18 protein-coding genes are annotated in these 21,644 nt (G+C 40.4%); 3 read left to right on the top strand and 15 right to left on the bottom strand.

Going from position 1 to position 21,644, the window contains the following annotated elements; genetic code table 11:
* Window positions 1–157: 157 nt before the first annotated feature.
* Window positions 158–1,507: an MFS transporter gene (locus QF028_RS30650; RefSeq protein WP_429471352.1), complete on the top strand. Its 1,350-nt coding sequence runs from the start codon at window positions 158–160 to the stop codon at window positions 1,505–1,507.
* Window positions 1,508–1,760: 253 nt separating this feature from the next.
* Here the strand turns inward: QF028_RS30650 and QF028_RS30645 are convergent, their stop codons facing one another.
* From QF028_RS30645 to QF028_RS30620, 6 genes are all read right to left on the bottom strand, one after another.
* Window positions 1,761–2,930: a uracil-xanthine permease family protein gene (locus QF028_RS30645; RefSeq protein ID WP_429471350.1), complete on the bottom strand. Its 1,170-nt coding sequence runs from the start codon at window positions 2,928–2,930 to the stop codon at window positions 1,761–1,763.
* Window positions 2,931–3,221: 291 nt separating this feature from the next.
* Window positions 3,222–3,812, bottom strand: coding sequence for an IS200/IS605 family accessory protein TnpB-related protein (locus QF028_RS30640; RefSeq protein ID WP_429471348.1), 591 nt, complete (start codon window positions 3,810–3,812; stop codon window positions 3,222–3,224).
* A 19-nt stretch (window positions 3,813–3,831) separates the two neighbouring features.
* The gene (locus tag QF028_RS30635) at window positions 3,832–4,140 is read right to left on the bottom strand and encodes a hypothetical protein (protein ID WP_429471346.1); all 309 of its coding nucleotides are present in this window, start codon (window positions 4,138–4,140) and stop codon (window positions 3,832–3,834) included.
* A gap of 90 nt (window positions 4,141–4,230) precedes the next feature.
* Complete coding sequence (locus QF028_RS30630; RefSeq protein WP_429471344.1) at window positions 4,231–4,719, bottom strand: hypothetical protein; 489 nt, start codon at window positions 4,717–4,719, stop codon at window positions 4,231–4,233.
* 495 nt (window positions 4,720–5,214) lie between these two features.
* Window positions 5,215–5,373, bottom strand: coding sequence for a hypothetical protein (locus QF028_RS30625; protein WP_410888912.1), 159 nt, complete (start codon window positions 5,371–5,373; stop codon window positions 5,215–5,217).
* Between the two features lie 326 nt (window positions 5,374–5,699).
* Complete coding sequence (locus tag QF028_RS30620; protein ID WP_429471341.1) at window positions 5,700–7,253, bottom strand: peptidase G2 autoproteolytic cleavage domain-containing protein; 1,554 nt, start codon at window positions 7,251–7,253, stop codon at window positions 5,700–5,702.
* Window positions 7,254–7,894: 641 nt separating this feature from the next.
* On the opposite strand from QF028_RS30620, the gene QF028_RS30615 reads away from it, so the two are divergent.
* Window positions 7,895–8,029, top strand: coding sequence for a hypothetical protein (locus QF028_RS30615; protein ID WP_429471340.1), 135 nt, complete (start codon window positions 7,895–7,897; stop codon window positions 8,027–8,029).
* A gap of 547 nt (window positions 8,030–8,576) precedes the next feature.
* On the opposite strand, the gene QF028_RS30610 is transcribed toward QF028_RS30615, so the two are convergent.
* The 7 genes from QF028_RS30610 to QF028_RS30580 all read right to left on the bottom strand — a co-directional run bounded on the left by QF028_RS30610 (window position 8,577) and on the right by QF028_RS30580 (window position 18,815).
* Window positions 8,577–10,181: an amidohydrolase gene (locus tag QF028_RS30610; protein WP_429471338.1), complete on the bottom strand. Its 1,605-nt coding sequence runs from the start codon at window positions 10,179–10,181 to the stop codon at window positions 8,577–8,579.
* 17 nt (window positions 10,182–10,198) lie between these two features.
* Entirely contained in the window at window positions 10,199–12,031 is a 1,833-nt protein-coding gene (locus tag QF028_RS30605) for a hypothetical protein (RefSeq protein WP_429471336.1), read from the bottom strand.
* 429 nt (window positions 12,032–12,460) lie between these two features.
* A complete protein-coding gene (gene argB, locus QF028_RS30600; protein WP_215013729.1) occupies window positions 12,461–13,234 on the bottom strand; it encodes an acetylglutamate kinase in 774 nt (257 codons plus the stop codon).
* An 18-nt stretch (window positions 13,235–13,252) separates the two neighbouring features.
* Complete coding sequence (gene argJ / locus QF028_RS30595) at window positions 13,253–14,482, bottom strand: bifunctional ornithine acetyltransferase/N-acetylglutamate synthase (protein WP_429471334.1); 1,230 nt, start codon at window positions 14,480–14,482, stop codon at window positions 13,253–13,255.
* Between the two features lie 12 nt (window positions 14,483–14,494).
* A complete protein-coding gene (gene argC, locus QF028_RS30590; protein WP_429471332.1) occupies window positions 14,495–15,526 on the bottom strand; it encodes an N-acetyl-gamma-glutamyl-phosphate reductase in 1,032 nt (343 codons plus the stop codon).
* A 67-nt stretch (window positions 15,527–15,593) separates the two neighbouring features.
* Window positions 15,594–17,579, bottom strand: coding sequence for a hypothetical protein (locus QF028_RS30585; protein WP_429471330.1), 1,986 nt, complete (start codon window positions 17,577–17,579; stop codon window positions 15,594–15,596).
* A 15-nt stretch (window positions 17,580–17,594) separates the two neighbouring features.
* Entirely contained in the window at window positions 17,595–18,815 is a 1,221-nt protein-coding gene (locus QF028_RS30580) for an ATP-grasp domain-containing protein (RefSeq protein WP_429471328.1), read from the bottom strand.
* A gap of 206 nt (window positions 18,816–19,021) precedes the next feature.
* On the opposite strand from QF028_RS30580, the gene QF028_RS30575 reads away from it, so the two are divergent.
* A complete protein-coding gene (locus QF028_RS30575; protein WP_215013713.1) occupies window positions 19,022–19,585 on the top strand; it encodes a GNAT family N-acetyltransferase in 564 nt (187 codons plus the stop codon).
* A 337-nt stretch (window positions 19,586–19,922) separates the two neighbouring features.
* Here the strand turns inward: QF028_RS30575 and QF028_RS30570 are convergent, their stop codons facing one another.
* Together QF028_RS30570 and QF028_RS30565 are read right to left on the bottom strand one after the other, a co-directional pair.
* Window positions 19,923–21,377 (bottom strand): phospholipase D-like domain-containing protein, encoded by a 1,455-nt coding sequence (locus QF028_RS30570; protein ID WP_429471325.1) that lies wholly within the window; start codon window positions 21,375–21,377, stop codon window positions 19,923–19,925.
* 126 nt (window positions 21,378–21,503) lie between these two features.
* On the bottom strand, window positions 21,504–21,644 hold the full coding sequence (locus tag QF028_RS30565; RefSeq protein ID WP_429471323.1) for a hypothetical protein: 141 nt from the start codon (window positions 21,642–21,644) through the stop codon (window positions 21,504–21,506).

Below are 21,644 nucleotides of genomic sequence, written 5' to 3'. Positions count from 1 at the left end.
TTATAATTTTTATATTGAAAATAAAGAAATTGCCCTTTATAATCTCTAATTAGATAACTATATTCACTATATCTATAATTAATCTGGTGCTTACGAACTTAATTGTATTACCGTAAGCGCTCTCACTAAGTTTGAAATGAAAAAAGGGGGAGAAAATTTGGCAACAATTAATTCGACAGAGATTATTGCTAACAGTAAATTTAACCGTTTTCATCTAGGCTTACTACTATGGAGCTTCTTCATCATATCGTTCGACGGATATGATCTAGTCGTCTATGGAACCGTCGTCCCAACTTTAATAGAGAAATGGAACCTTTCCCCTGTTGAAGCAGGAGCCATCGGAACCTATGGATTATTTGGGATGATGTTCGGTGCCATCCTTTTCGGAACACTCGCAGACCGGATTGGAAGAAAAAATGTAATTGCAATTACCTTAGTGTTGTTTAGTTTCTTTACCTTCTTATGCGGCTATGCAGAAACACCCACTGTTTTCTCAACCTTTCGCTTTTTAGCAGGATTAGGACTGGGAGGGATCATGCCAAATGTCATCGCATTATTGACAGATTATGCCCCTAAAAACATGAGAAGTATGATAGTTTCCATCGTATTATGCGGCTATTCAATTGGGGGAATCCTTGCTCCGTTATTAGGAATCTTTTTAATGCCAAAGTTCGGATGGGAATCGATCTTTTGGGTTGCAGGTCTGCCTCTATTACTGTTGCCTTTTATGTATAAGCAACTACCTGAAACAGCAAGCTACCTGATACGGACAGGCAAAAAGGAAAAGTTGATCTCTGCACTTACGAAGGTAAGCCCCGGATCAAAATTTAATAAACATGATGAAATCGTAGAAATAAAATTACAAGAAACAAAAGTTCCTATTTTTGGATTATTTAAAGAAAAAAGAGCATTAAGTACAGTTATGTTTTGGATTGCCTTTTTCAGTTGTTTATTGATGGTCTACGGTTTAAATACTTGGCTTCCTAAGTTGATGATTGAAGCAGGATATGGGCTTAATTCCAGCCTAACCTTCCTCATTACCCTTCAAGGCGGTGCCATTATCGGAACGCTTATCATTGGACGACTTTGTGATAAATACGGCTCCAAAAAAATGCTCATTCCGATGTATGCATCAGGAGCAGTGGCGTTGACATTGCTCGGATTTGGCGGAAGTTCATTTTTGATCTATCTCTTAGTAGCCATTGCAGGTGCTGCAACCATCGGTGCCCAAAATATAGTCCAGGCCTATGTGTCACAATACTATCCTCCAAATATGAGATCCACAGCATTAGGGATGGCTTCTGGCATCGGAAGAATGGGTGGTATGCTCGGACCACTTTTAGGCGGATTCCTGTTATCTGTTTCGTTACCGATTCACTTAAATTTCATTGCCTTTGCCATCCCTGGTTTAATAGCAGCAGCGGCCCTAGCTATCATACCTGTTAGACATGCATATTCTAATGAAAACGATACCAAAAATGAGTCGATTACAACCCATGTGAGTTAACATCATGACATCTGTCTGGGGCCATTTCATATGGCTCCAGACATGTTAATTACTTTCCAGCAAATGTCGTAAGTTTCGTAAAATATGTAGTAAGTCTCCGCAATCTTGTCGTAAGTCAACTGGTAAAAAACCGCCTCTTAAACAGGTGCGGTGAATCGTATCATAAGTAAATAAGGTTTTTTCCTTTGACCGAGTAGTTGACTTACAAATAAATAGCCATTCCGCTGCAAGTGTTTGGAATGGCCTTTTCATTTTAAGGTTCGTTCTTTGTCGTAAAATTAGGTACGAGCCAATGGATTAGCAATCCAGCAATGGTGGCGTAGGCGATACCATTATGAGCATATCCAACTCCGATGATGAAGATGATTGCGACGATGACCAAATTTTTCATATTAGCCAGACTCACTTTTTCCTCAATGAGGTGACGAATCCCCATTGCGGCGATCATACCAAACAACAGGATACATATGCCGCCCATCACTGCAACTGGAATGGATTGGATAACAGCTCCAACTTTACCGAACAAGCCAAGAAGAATCGCAAGAACAGCAGCGCCTTGAATGATTCTACTTGAAAATTGGCGTGTGATGGCTAGAACCCCGAGGTTTTCAGCGTAAGTTGTTTGTGCAGGTCCGCCGATGAAGCCGGAGATTAATGTTGCAATGCCATTCCCCCATAGGATGCTTGAAAATCCAGGATTTTTTGTCACATCTTTTCCTGTAATCTCATTTAGTACAAACATATGTCCAAGGTCTTCGATGATGGTAACCAGGGCAATCGGCGCCATTCCGAGGATCACGACCCACGTGAATTCAGGCATGACGACATGCGGAAGAGCAAAAGTCGGTGCACTGGCGATGGTATCAAAATCAACTAATCCACGCACCGCGGCATAAGCATACCCTACTGCAAGACCAATTATGAGCGGCAAGAGGCGGATCACCTTTGTACCTGCAAGCGTAGCGAGGACGGCTGCAAGAAGGCTGACGATAGCGACATCCCAATGGGTCGAAGCCATGTTGGTCACCGCCGTGGTTGCCAGCGAAAGACCGATTATACTTACAACTGGTCCTACGACAACTGCAGGAATTACTTTTCGGACTTTTTCAAAGCCGACAAATGAAATGATAATAGATACAATGGCATAAACAATGGAAACGCTGATAAGACCCGCAACCGCTTGACCAGGTGAATGCAACTTCCCCACATACAATGCTAGCGGAGCAATAAAGGCAAAGGATGAACCTAGATACGTAGGAACCTTTCCGCGTGTAATAAGATGGAAAATCAAGGTTCCTAAACCACTGGCAATAAGTGCACTTCCGGGATCAAGACCGGTTAGTGCTGGCACCAAAACTGTTGCACCAAACATTGCAAACAAATGCTGTAATGATAATGGTATCGCGCTTAAAAATTTTTTCAAACGTGTCCCCCCTTTAAATAGTGCCTTCTTATGATATATTTCTTCTATTTAATTTTAGAATAAAAAATTCATTAGAAGAATAATTTATGTCTTTAGTCATTGTGAGCCTATTGCACCTCACAAGGAAAAAATTCGGTTTACATTCTAGGACGGGAGCTCGTAAATTTGACCCCAGCCTTTGTTTATTGGTTTATACATGAGTATCCCCATAGCTGAAGCTAGGGGTTTCGAAAGAATAGGCTTTAAAGCCGCATTGTCTTTACGAGGGCTACCACAAGTCCCGCTACTACATCAGACCGAGGCCTTCAGCTTTGCCTTTCTTTTCTTTATGATGATTATTTTTCGTGGGGATTGGAGGAACTGTTTTCTCTCCAGTCCTTCGAAGACATCCTTGGTATGTTTACGGACAATATTAAAAGCTCCATTCACATCGGCATGGATCAAAATCTTAGAACCTTTGATTTTGTAAAAAGCTCTACTGCTTCTATACCCGCTAAAATTAGTTTGGTGCTCTTCCCCGTAAGTTGGAATCGGGTCATGATTCAAGAAACTAGACTTAGAGGTATAACTTTCTTCTCGAACAATGACTTGAATTCCATGTCGCTCTCCTTTGTATCGAATCATTCCTATGAAAGTGGTATATGGGATTTGTATGAAGGTTTGTTTACTAGTCTTTTGCATATCAACCTCCATCTTCCAACCCTTATTTTTTCCAATGATGATCGTATCTATGGTTCTTTCTTTCGCAATCTCCACCACTTTTGCACTGGCCTTATGTAAAAAATCCATGACTCGATTGTTCCTTTTTCGGTCTAATGAAGTTAATCTTGTGCTGTTAAAATTTCCTTCCTTTGGTCCTTTTCCATTTCGAAGGATACTCATGTATTTCGCTCTTAATTTGTTAAAATATTGATTGATCGATTTTAACCATTTTGCCCTTGATAAGCAGAGGCTTTAGCCCCGTGTTATCGATGATAGTTGCCAGGTTACCTACGCCTAAATCAATACCCATTACTCGTTTCGGCTCAAATAGCCATTCATTTAATTGTTTTTCTGATCGTTTGATCTCTTTTTCATCTTCACTTTTAAAAACGACTTCCATTACATACCGGCCATAAGTCGGGACAATCCGCACTTGTTGTAGTTTAACATCTATATGTGCGATTTTCCCTAGTTTTAATGTAAGAGGAGTTCCTGGTAATGAAAGCACATTTCCATTTTTAATTTTGGTAATTTGATTGGTTAAATAAGAAGTCGTACGTCCATTCTTCGGTTTATACTTAGGAATCTTTGGCTTTCCTTAAAAGCTAGTAGGCATGGTTTTATATTTCTTAGAGGCTTCGAAGAAACTTTTCCAATCATCATATACCTTTTTCATGGTTTGTTGATTGGACTGTGAGGGCATAGAAAGGTAATCGGTTTGTTTCATCACTTTAAACAGTGCTTCTACAAAGTTATAGGGAAGGAATGCTTTTTCTGGATGGGGCATTTCAAATAACTTCTGTTTTGGCTCCAAAACGTGACCATTATTATCAATTTTTTTAGGCTTAGATTTGGCTCTCTCAAAACTTTTTAGACGAATTTTATTCATTTCAGGTAAATGGACTTGAATATCTGTAAGAACTTGAAGTTGATTTTCATTTCTTGTTTCTTTTTTTAAAGCAGTGTAAACCTGTCTAATATAGTAGTTGGTGATATTGTACAAGTTTTTCGCTTTAAAACAGAGTGAGTCACAGTAGTCGAACAATTCATGTTCCGGATGAATTTGAATTTTATAGGATCGATACATATCATTCACCCCCTCTCCAAAAGGAACAAGTGTTCTGTGTATATATTCTCATTATAACAAAGAATTTCAAAGAATGTATAGTAAAACTACTTGCATTATCCTAAAAAAACGAAAAAAAAACAGCTTATATCCCTATATCTAAAGCTAGGGGTTTTACGCTGCTTTTTGATAAATAAATGAGGTCTTTAAAGCCCTTATCATAAAGGAATGCAGAAAAGGTATTTTTTAATATTGAGTAATCCAAAGGAAAAATCAGTAGTACCTGTCTGTCACCAATTTTGAGTCAATTACGAGTTACTTTTTGATACAAATGAAAGTAATTGTTTATTAAAAAAGGGTAGATCGTTAGAAGATCAATAGACAACTAACGACTTGCCCTTTATTAAGTGTGATTCGTTAATATTCTAGATTGTGAATGAGGGCTGACTGTTCAGTTAGGCACTGGAGAGTTAGCCTCATTTTCAACCTTCTATCCTTTATTAGTACGCAAATATCTTAAGCTGCTTCCTGCTGGAAACAAGGATCATTGAAGTATACAACTTCAGAAAGAATTTTACAGCCCTTCATGTTTTTGAGAGCCTTTCTTGCTGCTTCTTCTGTTTCATATTCAAACATGGAAATATTTGAATCTAAATAACGAGTGATAATCCACATAAAATTTCCTCCTATGTTTTATAAATCATTTCTGTCCTACCGACAGACGTCTAAAATTTGGCTAAATATACATAAGCTATGTTTAACCTCAAGGATGATTTAGCATGATGAAATCCGCACTCTAGGATTTAAAGAAGTAATTATTCATTTCCTCAAACCAATGATAATGCAATAATGGAAATATATAAAATGCAATAAAGTTATAGTTACAAATAAAAAATTTTTATATGGTAAAATTTTGAAAGGTAAAAAGTGGATTACCGGGATTGGAACTACCTAAACTGACTATTACATCATAAGATCTTTTAATATCATGTAGATTCAATTTAATCACCTTTTTGTTTTAATAGCTTTTTCTTTTCAATCTGAAATTCCTCTTCAGTAAGGTAGCCCTGTTCTTTTAATTTTGCTAGATTAACTAGTTGATCAACTGTGTTGTTATTAGGATTTCTATAAAGCTGAGGAACGACAACCAAGACTTGATTTTGACTTGTACGTTTCATGACTCTATAACCTTGGTCTGAGGCTGTTGCAATCCCTTCATTGTTTGGTTTGCAATAACTATTCACCCTGCATGTGCCATCATCCCGAACTAGAAGTTGTCCCATTAGACCAACCGCCACCCATTCCGGTCTTTCGGACCGTGGAATATATTCCTTAGTAGAGTCCCATTTAGGGTTCAAGACCGGCCTGTGTTCTGTCCGTTGCGGCACGATGACATTACCGTCAGCGTCAAAAACCGCAGGAATTGGGATGTCTTCGTACAAAATTTCTCCCCATTCAGTAGTCAAGTACTTGTGCTTCCATCGCATCTCTCCGCTATTGGCCAAGTATGCAGGCCTTGCACTTGTGATACCTAGTATATAATCATCTTGACCATTTGATATGCGCACTTTATTCTCTTCTAACGTGACGAAGTAGCCGAAATCGATCGGATTCCCATCTGTCGTTTCGAACATTTCCGCATAATCTGCTGCCGGGGTAGAGACGGCTCCGTCAATTTTGACGTTACCGTCGCTTAATATTTTAGCGGCCAAACCCGGAGTCGAAGCATCCGTACCATTAGCCAGGTACCACGAATACGGCAGTTCGTTTGCCGCACCGAATTTCCCCATGATATGAACGCCTTCCAAAAAGTTCGCATCCGTCGATTGCCCCTCCGTATGGGAGAAAAATCCGGAAGCCACCGTGTTCACTCCCTCCGCGTGCGAAGTGAAGCCGCTCGCAATGTTAAGAGCGCCTTCTGCATGAGAGTTTTGGCCGAGTGCCTGCGTCTGATTTCCTTGTGCATGGGAAAGATCCCCGGAAGCTATGGAGCGTTGCCCCTCTGCATGGGCAAAAATGCCGCTAGCCACTGTCAAGTTTCCTTCCGCGTGAGACGCCCTTCCGTTTGCTGCCGTCTGGTCGCCTTCCGCATGCGAAGATTCTCCTTGTGCCATCGTACCTTGACCTTCCGCATGAGAAACGAGTCCGCTAGCGACAGAATTTTCGCCCTCTGCATGGGAAGCAATGCCCGATGCGGTCGTCAAATTTCCCTCTGCATGGGCAGCTAAATTACTGGCTGTTGTGAACCGTCCCTCACTGTGAGAGTCCTGAGCATTAGCGATTGTATGGTTTCCCTCTGCATGAGCATGTGCTCCACCGGCCGTCGTGGAGTATCCTTCCGCATGGGAAGCCACTCCTCTGGCTGTGGTAGTGGTCCCTTCGGCGTGTGCCGTATCAGCTGCCGATTCGGTAATATAACCTTCTGTGTGGGAAGCATTTCCCACAGCTCTTGTGTTAATTCCTTCCGCATGGGAGGCTGACCCATTGGCGATTGTGCCAATTCCTTCTGCTTCCGAACAAGTTCCTATAGGATTTTGATTACATCCATTGGACATGGTTATTCCACTCCTTTTATAAAATTTATTGAGATATCATTAAGAGTTCTTTCTTTCAAAACAAAACAATTTATTAAATAATGATATTTCATTACTACCTTAGCTAGTAAATATCCTGGAAGTGTCTATAATCCAAGAAAGAACTAAAGAGTAATAAAAAATGTAACATTATGATGGTCATACCCCAGAGGCTTATCATAGATTTTTTTCCTGGAAGATAGAAAGACACTCTTATTATTATGTTATGTTCTATAGAAACATTGGTATGGACAAACTTTCTAAAGTGTAAAGTATTTAATTTCAAAGGATATTTTATTATTTTTCACATCATTATTTTTGGAGTTTTTTCTCCTGAATTTGTCAGTCAGATGAAGTTCAAATTTAGTTTTTATAGGTTAGGAGAAAAATTTAGAAATATTCGGTAACGTCTGTTGACCCTCTTCCCCGATTCCGAAAGGGTAGATGTATGCATAAGAATACGGCGAAAAGTGAACGTCTGAAATCATGCCAGCAATAGCTTGTTTCGGGCCAAATAGTGCGAATTTTATCCAGGAAAGTTGGAATGTCATCGATGGTAGAAAGCGGATTGAGCAAAGTAAATTTCATGCATTGACGGCCGCCGACCATAGTACGGGGATTGCTTGAAGATCAGCAAGGATGACCAATTTGTTAAGATTGACGTTAAAGGATATCCGCTTCGCTTCGCAGGCGGTTCGCGCTCTGCTTATCATTGCCGGATCGTTGTAATTAGGAGCGGAGCTAACCGATGGGTTTAGATTGGTTGTCAGCGAAAAACGGGGGTTTTCCTTGGGGAAAATGGTGATTGCTACTGAGGGAGCAGCTGTGCTACTTGGCTTTCTAATGGGTAGCCTTGTGGAATTGGCACGCTTGTGTTTTGTCTGATTTATGGACCGATAATCGATTACTTTTTGCGAGAGTAGTAAAAACATAAATGGATTAAATCTTTTTAATAGCTATGACAGGATGTATAGATTAGTAAACTCCTGAAATAGGACCAGCTCTTACCTTGGGAGCTGGTCTTTAAAAAAAAAAACTCATTTTGAACTGTTACGGTGAACCTTATCATAAGTAACTGCGAAAAAATGAAATGATAACTTGGTTTTATTTTTGTTATTTTGCACACGAAAAGGGAACCAGATGGTTTAACAGCCTGTTTACTAAATATAACCAAGGAAACAAATTTTTACTTTCAGAATAACAGGTGGTACCACCTGTCTGGATACAGTCTCAAGAGTATGCAAAGACAAATATAGATCATGTAACATACCTCAACCTACAGCTATTTAGCATTTTGTAAAAGAATTATCTTTGAAAAACTAAATTTCCACCCATATAAGTTTCTTTAACTAGAATAGTATCAATCTTGTCGATACTAATTTCAAATATGTCCTGGTCAAGCAAAATAAAATCAGCATAATTTCCTAGAGCAAGCTGTCCAACATGAGGGATCCGTGTGATCTCTTGTGCTGCTTTTGTGTAAAGCATGATGGCGGTTGTTACATCTATTCTTTGCTCCTGTCCAGTATCAGAACCATCATAGGCCAAGCGTGTAACAGCAGACTTGATCCCAACAAATGGATTTACAGGATCAGCCCAAGCGGTAGCAGGGGCATCGGAAGAAAGCGCCACTTTTATCCCTGATTGCAGCATGGATTGAATAGGATAAGTTTGCTTTGTACGTTCAGATCCAAGGTTTTTATGGTAGCTCTCAATTTCTGCAAATACAAAAATGGGCTGAGTAACAAAGGCAATACCTGTATCAGCAGCACGTTGGATGGCTCGAGGTGAAGGCATTGCAGCATGTTCAATTCGAATAGAGGGACCATTAGTAAGCCAGCTTTTTTTGCCGTAGAAAGTGTCAATGATTAAGTCAATCGCCTGCTCGCCCATAGCATGGACAACTAATTGAATATGGTTCTGTTCGGCTGCATTTGCAGCAGCTAATAACTCTTCCTTAGACGTCATAGGAATACCGTAATTCTCTTCCTCACCTAAGAATGGTGGATTAACCCATGCTGTTTTTCCAGAGACACTTCCGTCTGAGAATAACTTAATACCGCCAATGTGAATTTGATTTTCGTTGTTGATGTTATCTGGCCTCATTATAGGTTGTTCCTTTAAATCTTCCCACAGATAATATAGAACAGTACGTTGTTTTAGTCCTTTTCTGACAGCTGTTATATACATTTCTAGGTAATCAGTTGGCTCGGTTCTGCTCGATAGGTCTGTAATGGCTGTGATTCCATGTGAAAGTAAAAAAGGACTTAATTTGGCAAGTGATGCTGCGTTTTCCTCAAGAGATTTAACTGGCATAATGCGGTGGACGAGATCTTTCGCATTTTCTCGTAATATTCCTGTTGGTTCACCATTTGAATCACGATCAATCTTTCCGCCTTGTGGATCAGGTGTATCTTTCGAAATGCCTGCTAGTTCCAATGCTTTGCTGTTTACAACGGCAATGTGGGTACAGGTCCGGCTAATGATGATTGGAATGTCACCTGTTGCTTCATCTAAATCCCAGCGTGTTGGCGCTCTTCCTTCTGACAATTTTCCTTCATCATATCCCCAGCCTTCAATCCATTTACCTATTTCCATAGATTCACATAAATTCCGAATTTGTTCAATTAAATTTGCTATTGAATGGACAAGTGGAGGGGTGCAGGCGATTTGGGTTGATGCATTTGCAAGCCACAAAGGGTGTAAATGGGCATCGATAAGACCTGGAAGCACCCTGTGGCCTTTAAGATCCACGCAATCTCCAATGATATTTTCTAAATCTGATTGCTCACCAATCCACACGATCGTACCCTCACGCACAATCATGGTGCTTGCATATGGTTGTTCAGGATTAGAGGTGAAAATTTTCCCATTGATAAAAGTCTGTACTGAATGTTTTTGGATTGCCATTTGACTTTTTCCACCCCTCAATTTTCTTGTTTTGGAAAGTGATAAGCATATAAGAAGTAGAGGAAATCATCAAAAAGAAGGGACGACTCACCCTCGAGCTCGCCATTTCCGGAAACACCTGTTTTGATGGAGTTTCCCCATACTTGAAGGCTGTCGTTATTTGGATTGTAAAAGTAAACGCGAATGCAGCCTTTTGGGTCCTGGCAAACTCTTTGAATAAGTACTGCATGGGCTCCAAGCACTTGACCAGATTGGTTGTAAATGGTAATCCCAGCAGGCTGGGGAAGACCTTGATTGACATTTGGATTACTAGAAGGGTGATAGTGCCGATAGAATCGGGCTGTAAAGTCTGCATCACTATAAATATCTGAAAACTCGGTCCAAATTCCTTTTATATGAAAAGAGGGGTTGATCCATCTATGGGGATCCTGCCCGCGTCCATTCGCAGCCTTTAACATTTCAAAGTAGATTGAATCAAGGTGAGGGATTAAGAGTAGTGAGACGGTATCAATATTGTCCTCATCGTCCAATGAAACATGAGGAAGGGTATCGGAAGATATGGGTCTTCCCTCAAAATTAATGGTGATCTTTCCATGTTCAAGAAAATGATTAAATAATTTGAGCAGCAAAACAGGTTCCTTTTGTGACCAATAACTGAGTGCTCTAGTTGATTGGCATGTTGGGTTAAACCCTTGGCCAATCCCTAGGGGCTGCCCTAAAACGCTTATCATTCCTGAGACTATAAGAGAACGAATTGCGGATATATCTAATATTTTATGAACGTCTATAAGCCTATTCTTAATGTTATTATGAATGGGAACCTCTATAAGTCTCTTCATTTCAATGATAAATTCGCTCGTAAATACATCTCGCTGCAGAAGGCATATCAAACCGTAAATGCTTCCCCTAGTATTCATCGTAACGGCCGAAGAGATTAAAGAAGAAACAAAAGGCAGATTCGAGCGAAGGTTTTCCCTGGCTGTTTCGTCTACGCCCAGCAGGCTCTGCGCCAAGTCCGACTTTTCTTTATTAATAAATTTTAAAAATAATACATGGAAGGGTGAAACAAGACCGGTATGCTTCATGGATTCTCGCAGCTGCTTGGCTTCCTTGATTAGTAATAAATCATTACTGGCCTTCAGTTTATTTTCATAACTTTCCCTAGCAGCGGCTGCCAAATCCGATGGTAAATAGACCGCATTTTCGTATTTCATCAAGCTTGAATCCAAAACTTTCTGGCCGTCGGCTAATCTTCTTGCATTCGCAATCAATTTCAGAATTTTGTTCGTTACGATAGGCCTTTGAACAGCAAGATTATCAACTTCCTGATACAAAATTTGAAAAACATGGGAAGAAAAACAATGGTCTGAGATAAATCCTAGAATCTGTGACGCCTGTTTGTCTTTGTAAAGCTGCGTTACCCGATTTTCTTCCGTTTCCTTCATTAAAAGAAGATCCAGGTTCAAAGCCATGACCTTCGTCAAAAATTCAGTTGCATCAGCCGCCGTCATTTCTGGATGTACATAATCACCTCTGGCAATAGAGAGAATTCTCAGATCGCTCATTGCCTCAGCTGCTGCAGTAATACCGCCGGCATGCAAAGTGCCTCTTACAAGAGTAGGATTAAGCTTGCGGACATTTTCCCATGGCTTCCCCGCAAATACTCCGGCTTCATCAAAGACATGCGCATATTTAAAAATCTCTGCCAATCCATTCGGTTCTTTGAGAAGGGCAGCAGCTTCTACAAAAACTGCCTGTTGAAATAAACTTTTATTTAATGCGGAAGTTTTCCATAACTGATAAAAGGCTCTTTGAAACGAATCCTCTGAAGTAAATAGAAAAAGTCCCATATATCCATTCCCTTCCTTGCTATTACCTTCACAGTATCATATTGAAAAAAGATAAAGAGAATTACTTATTAGAAGAAAAAATTACAAATGCTTCATTATAAATCGAGATAGTGATGGTGATTCAGATGGTAAATTCGTTCTTCAACTTACCATCTGAACTGAAGAGACTCAAATTGGAGGGATGCGATCGTCTAATAATTTTTATGAATATTCACTCAATTCAAATTATTATTTGATAAATTTAACACAAAAAAGTGGATATTTCAAATAATAATTTCTTTTTCATTTTGCGGATACAGACTTTAAGTGCATGAGGTAGGGTGGCTCAAGAAAATACCTCTCCACTAAAATTTAAAATTGAATATTGTTATTTAACCAAGCTAAAATAAAAAAGGACCATGAAATTATATTTCAGGTCCTTTAAGTGACTCAATTTGTGATCGGCTCCTTATCATAAAATCTTGTACCATGCCATTTGCCTTTTTCAAAAAATGGCTTTTTACCAGAAACAATCATGACGCTTTCAACACCTGTTTCCACAACCGTAAGCGCGGATTGAACTTTCGGAATCATCCCGCCGCTAATTTCACCATTTGCAATATAGGTATTTACCTCTTGTTTTGAAAGGTCACTAGCGAGCGAGCCCTCAATGAAAACTCCATCCACATTGGTTACAAATAGGCATTGTTCTGCATCAAGGGCCTTAGCTACCTCTGCTGCCGCATAATCTGCATTAATATTAAGTTTTTCGCCATTTTCAGTAATCCCTATCGGGGTAATGACAGGAATGTAGTTCCCATTAACGGCAAGTTGTAAGTATTCTGTATTCACCTTGCTGATTTTCCCAACAAAGCCAAGTTTTTCACGACTTATGAAATCAGCTTGTAAACAATCGCCATCGCTTCCATTGATTCCGATAGCGGGGAATTGGTGCTGCTGAAGCATCGCCACAAGCTTTCTGTTCGTCTGGCCCGATAGAATCATTTCAGCAATTTTTAGTGTTTGCTCATCTGTTTTACGAAGTCCATTTACAAATTGTGGTTTCACATTAAATAATTCGAGCATGCCATTAATATCTGGTCCGCCGCCATGGACAAAGACCAGTTTAAAACCTTGCTTTTCCAGTTCGGAAAGACTTGTAAAAAAAGAGGATGTTAACTCGTCTAAAACACTGCCGCCGCATTTGATAACAATATATTTCATCCTTTTTTTCTCCAATCCTTACGTACGATAGCTGGCATTAATTTTGACATAGTCATAAGATAGGTCACAGCCCCATGCCCTACCGTCTCCTTTACCCACATGCAGATTAACTAAAATCTTAATCAATGGCTGATTTAAATAATTGCGTGCTTCGTCCTCTGAAAACACACATGGTACACTATTTTCCAGCATTTTAATGGGGCCGATGGCAATATCGACTGTATAAGGGTTAATCGCGGCTTTTGTCTGCCCGATCGCGCCGATGATTCGTCCCCAGTTGGCATCGGCACCAAATATGGCGGTTTTCACTAAATTTGAACCAACAATTTGTTTGGCAATGAATCTTGCATCCTCATGATCCTTTGCTCCTAGTACCTCGACTTCAACTAACTTCGTAGCTCCCTCTCCATCCATAGCAATTTGCTTTGCTAAATTTTCACAAGCCTTTGTTAAAAGCTCAACAAATGTTTCCCATTCTGGATGTTCTGGAGTTAACGGATTATTCTTTGCCAGCCCATTTGCCATAACGAGCACCATATCGTTTGTAGAGGTATCTCCATCCACGGTAATTTGATTAAAAGTATTATTGGTTACCCTTTTTAAGGCTGCCGATAAATTTTCAGAAGAGATGGCTGCATCCGTTGTTAAGAAACCAAGCATGGTAGCCATGTTCGGATGAATCATGCCAGACCCTTTTGCCGCTCCCCCAATCGTAATGGTTTTGCTGTCGATTACGCTTGAGTATCCGCATCTTTTCATCACAATATCGGTCGTCAGAATTGCAGTTTGAAAATCAACTGCATCACTGTTTAATTTGCCTGGTGATAATGATTGAATGCCGTTTGTGATTTTATCCATATCTAAATACTTACCAATGACACCTGTCGATGCGACAGCCACATAAGTTTCCTTAATATTGAATTTTTCAGATGTTAAGGAGCGCATTTTTAATGCATCCTTGTGTCCTCTTACTCCTGTACAAGCATTGGCACAAGCACTGTTTACAACAACAGCCTGTAAGAGCCCTTCACTCGCAATGCTTTCTCGAGTTACTAGTAAAGGAGCCGCTTGGAATTGGTTTGTGGTATAAACTGCTGCAGCTGAAGCCGGGATTTCACTAATAATGACCCCTAAGTCCTTTTTAGCATATCGGAGGCCTGCATTGACCCCTGCTGCCCGAAACCCTTGTGGCGATAAAATATTCCCATTTTCAATTTCAACTAATTTATCCATTAACAATGTTTGCATTCCAAATCCTCCTTAAGGGTACAAGGGAATAAATTCTAATCCCGTTTTCTCATCTAATCCATTCATCAAATTGGCATTTTGAACCGCCTGACCGGCAGCACCTTTCATGAGATTATCGATGACAGAAACAATCGTTAACCTTCCTGTTCTCTCGTCAACATGTAAACCAATATCACAATAGTTTGATCCTGATACTTCCTTTACAGAAGGAAAATTACCTATCTTCCTGATTCTTACAAATGGACTCCTCAAATACTGTTCATTATATAATTCAATGAGTCTATCAGTATTGATATTTTCTGTAAGCTTTACATATATGGTAGCCATCATCCCTCTTGTAATCGGCAGCAAATGTGTATTGAAAGTAATAGATGAAACTCCTGCATTCCAAAGGTTCAATTGCTGCTCGATTTCAGGAATATGCTGATGTTCGTTTACCTTATATATTCTGAAATTTTCATTCATTTCAGAGAATTGCAAGCTTTTAGATACAGATCTTCCAGCTCCGGAAACACCAGATTTTGCATCAATGATCATATCCGGGTCAATCAGTCCCTCTTTTACCACTGGTGCAAGACCCAATAACGTGGCTGTAGGGTAACAGCCAGGATTAGCGATTAATTTAGCATCGATAATTTTTTCTTTATTCCATTCACTCAACCCATAAACAGCTTTATCCAATAAACTGCTTTCAACTGGTTCGTGCTTATACCATTTCCTATACATTTCTCCATCGGTAAGCCGCAGGTCACCAGATAAGTCGATAATTTGAATACCTGTCCCAAAGAAGGCTGGAACAAGCTTACTAGATACCCCTGATGGGGCGGCTATAAAAACGATATCTGAATGCTTCGCTATTTCTCTAGCATCGATATGCTCAAGTTTTAAGCTTGTAATTCCATTCAGATGTGGAAACTCTTCATATAATGGAATCTCATCCCTAGTCGTATGCACAGATTGTATGCTAAAGACAGGATGATGATGTAATAGGCGAAAAAGTTCACCACCGCCATATCCAGTAGTACCAATGATAGATACTTTCATTACGATCCTCCTCGACACAACTTGTATATTTATTACTAGATCTCTTTTTCAAGGTAAAATTAATCATTTAAAGTAATATTGGATTTATATGATCATGCCACACATAATTTTTCCCCCAGCTGTCTTTTGCCAGTGCTTCCACTTCTTTAACAAGGCTGTCTTCAACCATATAGATGTCTCCTTGTTCGTATGGGTTATAGTGAAAGGCGTACATCCTTGATAAAAACTCGTGAAACGGCAGGGATGATTCACCTTCAAGTTCACCGAAACCTGAAACGCTCGGCTCTATTCCTTGACCCCAATTCTGGCCGCTGTCGTTGTTCGGATTGTAAAAATAAATCCGGTAATCCCCGCTCTGATCTTTTTTAATCCTTTGTATCGATACGGCGTGAAGTCCGAGCAGCGTCCCGTGTGCGTTTGTCGTGAAAATGCCAACCGGGTTTGGAAAAATTAATTCGTACCCTTCATTATAATCCGGATGGTGGGTCGCATAGAACAGCCTGACGAAAGTGGAATAATTGGCGACTTTCAGTGAGAATGGATCGATTACATTAATAAAGCCCTTCGGTATCCACTCACCGTAAAATTCTGGGTTCACCCACTTGTGACCGTCCTCTCCGCGAAGGAGCGTCCGTTTCATCATTTCGTTATAAATTTTATCGAGGTGGGGTACAAGAACAATCGATACAGGATCCAAATCTTGGTGGATCTCTCCAGCAACTCCCCCCGCTAGGAGGCTTGAGTGGATTGTCACCCCTTCAAATGTCATGTCAATATCATTATCACGGGCGGCACGGGCAATGTATTCGAGAAGCTGGCTGATTCCATGCTGGGACCAGAGAGATATGGCTCTCGCTGACTGGCAGGTTGGATTGAGACCCTGGCCCACACCAAGAGGTTGTCCGAGAACACTAATTACTCCAGCAACGAGCACACCGTTTAGGCTAATCCCGCACTGTTCATATTCAGGCTTTGAAAGGATTTGCTTGACCTCAGAATGGATCGGGAGTTCAAACAGGCGGCGAATGGCAGGCAGCAGGTGATCCTGTGTCAGAGCTCCGCGGTCAAGCATTCTTGCAAGGCCGTAAATGGCTTGCCGTGTTTCAGGAAAAATAGACAGCTGAATCATGTCATGAATCAGTTCTCTATTGGCATTAAAGCTCGCAGTCCCTGTTTCCGATAAATCAAGGGCAGCTGGAATCAAGTCAGGATACTTCCGGTTAAGGAACCGTAGGAGCACGGCATTATAGGGTGAAACAAGCCCCGTATCTTTTAACGCTCCTGCAAAAATCTTAGCCTCAGCCTCAAGCTCATCAGCATAGGCATCCTCTAAACTGAGCCTGTATTCCCTTTGATTGGAGGCATCCTTGCTTAGAGGTGTAGGTGCAGTGGCAGCACGTTTGTATTTTTTTAAAGCTTCCGAAGTTTTTTCATCCATTCCACTTTCAATTAGTGGTTCAGACATGCTGATAATGTCTAAAATCCGCCGGGGCATAATCGGGCGCTGTACTGTCAGACGGTCTATCTCCTGAACAATTTTATCAGCGATCGCCCTAAAGGAAAGCTCTTGACCCAGGTAGTGGAACAAGCGCTGTGCCCGAATCATATGATCTTCTAATCGAAGCCGGTTTTCCTCGATTTCCGGAGGGAACAAAAGGTCGAGATTAAGAGCCAGGATTTCATTTAAAAATGCTCTTGCCTTTTCCTGGCTTAAGCTTTCATGTATGTAATCTCCTTTGGCAATGGCAAGCATTCTCATTTCACTTAACAATTCAATAATGGAATGAACATCTTTAAGCTTTAATGAACCCCCGACAAGCGGAGGCTGCATTTTCGCCGGGTCCTCCCATGGGCCGCCATGGAAAACACCAGCTTTGTCAAACCTAGGGGCATTTCCATAGAGAATGGCCATTCCGTCATCTGAACGAGCAAGTTCAATTGCCAGTTGAAAGACGTCAGTCTGGTACATGCTTTTCGCGAATGGCTTAGCCTCTTCAAGCCTGTCTAGTGCCGTTTCAAATCTATTTTTTAAGACTTCTGTTAGGTTACTCATCCTTCTCTTCCCTCCTTAAAGGTAAAAATCATATTTTTCATATTTTTTCATGAGTGTCCTCATTACTTCGCTGTCATTCCCAGAGAAGAAAATCGTCCCGTAATGGTTCCCAAAGCCCACCCGTTCTGCCACTTTGGATGTGACAGGAATGAACATATCATGTCTTTCAAAATAAGGATGGTTTTTGAGTTCCACAGGTATATTCAGTTTTTCAATGATTTTTACGTTTGGATATACCATAAGGCTGCCAGCATATCCCATTGCAGCTACCACTTCCTCAGGGAAAAAGGCCTCAAGTTCTTCTTCTGTTGTATCGGGGTCGCTGCACAGCACCTGGGCCTGAAACGCGCTGAAGCCGTATGCCTTTTCGATCAACTCAAAAATATGTCCACCAGGAACACGAGCAGCCACCTCACCGAAATTCAATGTCCCATCCGGAGCAATGAAATATTCAGGGTGTATGAGGCCATATTTGATTTCGAAGGCGTCCACAAGCTTCTCAATCGCTTCCTTGATCTGCGGCCGCCATTCTTCAAGGGAAGGGGAAGCAGGAACGAAGTTAGAGTGACCAAGCTTTACGTACTCGGTAATATTTAGGAACCTCACCTTGCCGTCATGGATAAAGGCCTCACAGGAGAATTCCTGACCATCCAGATGGCTTTCCATAAGAAGTGGAAATTCAGAATCAGAAATTTGCTCAATCTCATGTCGATCCCGAATCATGTAATGACCGACTGTACCTGCTTTATTAAATGGCTTCACATGGATGGGGTCATTCGGATCACCATCCAGCTTGATTAATGCCTCATTTACTCTATGTAAGAAGCGATAGATATCATCCTTGTTTTGGGCTTCCGCAAATACTCCCACACGGATGCCTGCCATTTGTGCTTTACGCTTCATCAACCCTTTGTCTCGGAGGAGCAGAGATTTATGGAAAATGCGTGGGTTATTCTGGAGCCTTGCATTCATGGCGCCAGCCCATTCAACAGTTTCCTCGTAGATTGGTACAGCAATTTTTGTATTAAGATCCTTTAAATTTTCGTAGAGTTCATTCGACCGCTCCTCTAAATGGTCGAATATCCATGGGACAAACTGGATTCCATGGGTGGCAGCAAAACCTTCAAATTCAGGGGGACCAACAACCACATACGGTCGATTCATTTTGTCAATCGCTTCAATTGCGTGCAGGCTCCAGCCCAGTAATGCCGTTATTTTATCCTTGTTCTCTTTCATCTGCATAACTCTCCCTATTTGAAATATTTAAAAGATCATAACAGCCCTATTTTAGCAAAATTAATTATTATAATTTTCGGATTTACAAAAACCATACAAATATTCCAAACTATCTTAATAAATAATTTACATTGATTTACTAAAATAGGGGAGACATCAGTATAGATGTTGTCATAATCAAAAATTCGTTGCTAAGGGGTAATGTGATGAGAGACTGGTATAGTAGATTGACAGATTATTTTCCAGAAAAAGAAATGAAATCCAAAAAGCACTTTGAAATCCTTTTTCAAGAAAAACAAGGAATCTATCAATTAGAGGAAAGCCAAGAACATGTACTAGTCTACTTCGAAAAGTCTGATTATATCTTCATAGACTATATACTAGTGTCCCGAAACAACCGTGGAAATGGGAGAGGCAGTACGATCCTTGATCAGCTAAAACGAAAGGGGAAAGCGATTATACTAGAGGTTGAACCAGTTACTCTTATAGATCCCGACTCGGAAAAAAGAATACACTTTTATGAAAAAAATGGTTTCTTTAAGAGGGATACCATTCGTTATGAAAGAATCCATATGGTCACAAATGAGTTGAATAAAATGGACATTTTTTGCTGGTCACCAGTACATAGAACGGAAGAATGGGTGTATGACCGAATGAAAACTATATATGATGATGTACATGCTTTTAAAGCCAGGGAACTGTATGGGCGCAATCCCCAGTCTGTATCAGATGTCCTCGGGTTGAGAGAATTAACGTATAGTAAAGCTTAGTTGAAATTGTTATACAAGTCTCTAAAGTCAGTCCCACACTAAGTTATGTGTTGGGGACTGGCCCTTTTTTGTTGGGGACAGAATCAAAGCAAAGAGACACCCGGACCGAAGTCATTAGGTGTCCCTTTTTTTAAAATGTACATCCTTTATAACCCTCCACCAATTTCTAAACTCGTCAGGATAATTCCCCCCTATTGTTCCATACTCCGCAAACATAATAGAATGTATACTGTAAAGTTTGGGTTTTAGGTACAGCCAATGATAATTAATTTTCATGAAATTTTATGTAATAATAAATAAGGGTAATTGTCACCCTTATTGTCACCCTCGCCTACCTTTACTGCACACTTAGAGTGGCAGCTTGGTAGTTTACTGGTAAGTAATCATATGGATCGGTTGCTGAGTTTGTTATGGTTTGCGCATACCAGGTATAATCTCCAATAATGGAAGGAGACAGCCAACCAGAAAAAGTAAAGGTGATACTTTGGTTCCCCGCAAGGCCAGCCGTGTCAATGTACACATAATTTCCAGAAAACTTTAACTGGCTTGAAAGGTTTGTCCCATCACTCTTTGTAGCTGTAACAGTAGCCCCAGTTGGATCTGGCCACTTAGGAGGAGCCATAATCTCTACCTTTTGAATCGGGTAAGTAGACGGAGCACGAAGAGTCACATTAATCGTTTGATTTGTCCCCGCCGTAACAGTGCTCTTATCGATCGAAACGCTGCCCCTTCCATAGGAACCTCTTATTCTTAAAAACTCATTATAATATTTGTCAGCAGTTGCTTTATCATGGATGACCATTAGGTTTTCACTGTTGGTGTCATTTGCATTTGCACTTGCGTTAAAAGAACCTGTTACCACAACAGCGATTGTATAGCCTTTGTCAGCAATCAGAACTTTATCGTGCAATTTTCCATCATACGGATTATCTGCAATACTGACTGGGATTCCAGCCTCTGCCAGGTACGCAAGTTCCCCGTATGGACCGTTGCTCCCATATTGGCTGCTGTCAAATATTCCTTCAACATTTACCCCGCGGTTTTTCGCATTGATCAATGCTGTTCTTACGTTATCATCTGTAAAAGAGAAGTAATCGAAGTAAACATTATATTTAGCGTTATTTATGACATCGATAATAGAAGTAATCGGATTGTCTTCAGGAGCGAAATAAACTTCCACAGGTATATTTGCAGTTGAGGTTGAAACGGTCACCTTTTGCGAGCTTATGGTGGAAGGAGAAGCAGTTTTTGTAAATTGGTTATATACAAACATTTCTTCAAAATCAGTTTTATAGATTGATGCAAGAGAAGAAGAATTCCATAGGATTGTATTATTATAGTTATTTGCATTGCAGGTATCGGTAACATTAGTTGAACCCATCCAAACTTCCTTTCCATCAATAATGGCATATTTGTTATGCATTAAAGCCGATCGGTTGTCTCCCTTTACAGAAATGCCCGCGTTGATGAGTTGCTGTGTAAAGGTGTTGGAAATGTAATCTGAATCGGTTACAATGCGAATCGCTACTCCGCGGTTCTTCGCTTGAATAAGCGCGTCAACAAATGGCTGATAACGGATTTCATAAAATGCTCCGTCAATCGTAGAAGTTGCCTTGTTAACCTCCGTAATAAGTGCGTCCACCAGGTTTACCGCTTGACCTGGACCGAAGGATACTGTTTGAGAATCATAGGATACTGCACTAACCTTGTGATTAACGTCTGGGACAAAATTAAACGTTAATGCTGCTGCAAAAATCAGTAAGGAAATTCTTCTAAATAAAATCTTGGACATTTCTTGGCCACCTTTTCACCTTTTGTTTGAACATTTCAATTTTAGCAAATAAACAAATGGCAAGGATTAAGAACTCTCAAAAAGTTTCTAAAGAGTTTGTAAATTCCCTAACAAAATTAGTCCAGTTTAACCGTCGCGATCACAAATAAAAAACACCGCTCCCCATAAATCTGAACGGTGCAATTGTAATAGAATCATATTTTTGTCGTTTAACATAAATCCCTTCCAGGGAATTTCATTTTCTGCTTCTAGCGGTTGAGAAAGCAA

Origin of the sequence: Neobacillus sp. B4I6, from assembly GCF_050434045.1 — a bacterium.
In the GTDB taxonomy this organism is placed as follows: Bacteria; Bacillota; Bacilli; order Bacillales; family Cytobacillaceae; genus Neobacillus.
This window is presented reverse-complemented; position numbering and strand designations above follow the sequence as displayed.

Bases quoted from the DNA above. Each gene is read 5' to 3' on its own strand.
- QF028_RS30625 (WP_410888912.1), bottom strand. From the start codon at position 5,373: ATGTGGATTATCACTCGTTATTTAGATTCAAATATTTCCATGTTTGAA.
- argJ (WP_429471334.1), bottom strand. From the start codon at position 14,482: ATGCAAACATTGTTAATGGATAAATTAGTTGAAATTGAAAATGGGAAT.
- QF028_RS30605 (WP_429471336.1), bottom strand. From the start codon at position 12,031: ATGGGACTTTTTCTATTTACTTCAGAGGATTCGTTTCAAAGAGCCTTT.
- QF028_RS30640 (WP_429471348.1), bottom strand. From the start codon at position 3,812: ATGAGTATCCTTCGAAATGGAAAAGGACCAAAGGAAGGAAATTTTAAC.
- argC (WP_429471332.1), bottom strand. From the start codon at position 15,526: ATGAAAGTATCTATCATTGGTACTACTGGATATGGCGGTGGTGAACTT.
- QF028_RS30630 (WP_429471344.1), bottom strand. From the start codon at position 4,719: ATGTATCGATCCTATAAAATTCAAATTCATCCGGAACATGAATTGTTC.
- QF028_RS30585 (WP_429471330.1), bottom strand. From the start codon at position 17,579: ATGAGTAACCTAACAGAAGTCTTAAAAAATAGATTTGAAACGGCACTA.
- QF028_RS30570 (WP_429471325.1), bottom strand. From the start codon at position 21,377: ATGTCCAAGATTTTATTTAGAAGAATTTCCTTACTGATTTTTGCAGCA.
- argB (WP_215013729.1), bottom strand. From the start codon at position 13,234: ATGAAATATATTGTTATCAAATGCGGCGGCAGTGTTTTAGACGAGTTA.
- QF028_RS30575 (WP_215013713.1), top strand. From the start codon at position 19,022: ATGAGAGACTGGTATAGTAGATTGACAGATTATTTTCCAGAAAAAGAA.
- QF028_RS30610 (WP_429471338.1), bottom strand. From the start codon at position 10,181: ATGGCAATCCAAAAACATTCAGTACAGACTTTTATCAATGGGAAAATT.
- QF028_RS30620 (WP_429471341.1), bottom strand. From the start codon at position 7,253: ATGTCCAATGGATGTAATCAAAATCCTATAGGAACTTGTTCGGAAGCA.
- QF028_RS30580 (WP_429471328.1), bottom strand. From the start codon at position 18,815: ATGAAAGAGAACAAGGATAAAATAACGGCATTACTGGGCTGGAGCCTG.